Origin of the sequence: Trujillonella humicola, from assembly GCF_046233715.1 — a bacterium.
GTDB classification, from domain to species: domain Bacteria; phylum Actinomycetota; class Actinomycetes; order Mycobacteriales; family Geodermatophilaceae; genus Trujillonella; species Trujillonella humicola.
Genome location: NZ_JBJNRJ010000128.1, coordinates 1 through 1,207 on the forward strand (window position 1 = coordinate 1; position 1,207 = coordinate 1,207).

Annotated in this window: 1 protein-coding gene; it reads right to left on the minus strand. The window is 71.3% G+C overall.

Annotated features, from left to right (window positions below):
• Positions 1-170: 170 nt before the first annotated feature.
• A partial coding sequence (locus ACK586_RS25380; RefSeq protein ID WP_409333312.1) for an IS701 family transposase occupies positions 171-1,207 on the minus strand: 1,037 nt, incomplete at its 5' end.

Consider the following 1,207-nt stretch of genomic DNA (forward strand, 5'->3'; position numbering starts at 1 on the left):
CTACAGCCGCACTTCGTCGGCTGCACCCCTTCGAACGTAGTGACAGCGGCGGGCCCGGGCCTGGTGTCTGCGGCGCCAGAAGGACCAGCTCAGGACATGCTCGGGGTCGTGGACGGAGCGCCAGGCCAGGCAGGCCACCAGGTGGCGAATCTCGGGGACGGATAGTTCGGTCAGCTCGCCGCGTAGGTCGGGGACCCCCCTTTTTCGCCGTTGGTGGCGGCGCGGGTGACGGTCAGGAAGGCGTGGGCCCAGCAGGCGAGGGTGATGTGCCGGTACCAGGCGTCGTAGCGGCGGACCTGGTACTGGTCCAGCCCGACTTCGCCCTTGGCGGTCTCGAAGGACTCCTCGATCGCCCAGCGGCGCCCGGCGACGCCGACCAGGTCGGCCAGCGAGGCTTCCGGCGGGCAGAAGCACAGGTAGTGGGCCAGTTCGCCGTCGGACAGGCGGCGGCGCACCAGCAGCCAGTACCGGCCCGGCTCGGACAGTGGCCGGATCGGGACCCGCACCCAGTCATAGTTGCGGGGGCCCTTGGCGCCCACTCCGGCCGACAACCGCCGCCACTGCGCCTCGCCGGCGGCGGCCGACAGCGCGTCGACCCGGGCGTCGGCCGGTCGACCGTCGATGGTGGCGATGACGTGCTGGTTGACCGGCACGGCGAGCACGTAGGCCATGCCGCGTTCCTCCAGCGCCAGGCGCAGGCCGGAGTGCTGGCCGTAGACCTCGTCGCCGGCGACCCAGCCGGCCGGCACACCGGCGTCCACGGCGCGGGTCAGCATCAGCAGGGCCAGTTCCGGCTTGGTCGCAAACTCGACGTCGGCACCGATGCCTGCTTCCGCGCAGCGGTGCCGGTCTTCGGTCCACGCCTTGGGCAGGTACAGCTCCCGGTCGATGAACGTCCGCCCGCTCGCGGCGGCGTAGGCCAGGAACACCCCGATCTGGCAGTTCTCGATCCGTCCGGCGGTGCCGGAGTACTGCCGGCCCACCCCGGCGGACTTGGTGCCCTTCTTCAGGAACCCGGTCTCGTCGATCACCAGCACCGCAGACTCGTCCGCGAGGTACTCCACGACGTAATCGCGCAGGTCATCGCGGACTGCGTCGGCGTCCCAGTCGGCGTGGTTGAGCAGCCGCTGCGTCGCATCCGGCGTCCGGTCACCGGCCTGCTCGGCCAGCGTCCACCCATTCTTGCGCTCCAAGCCCGACAGCAGCC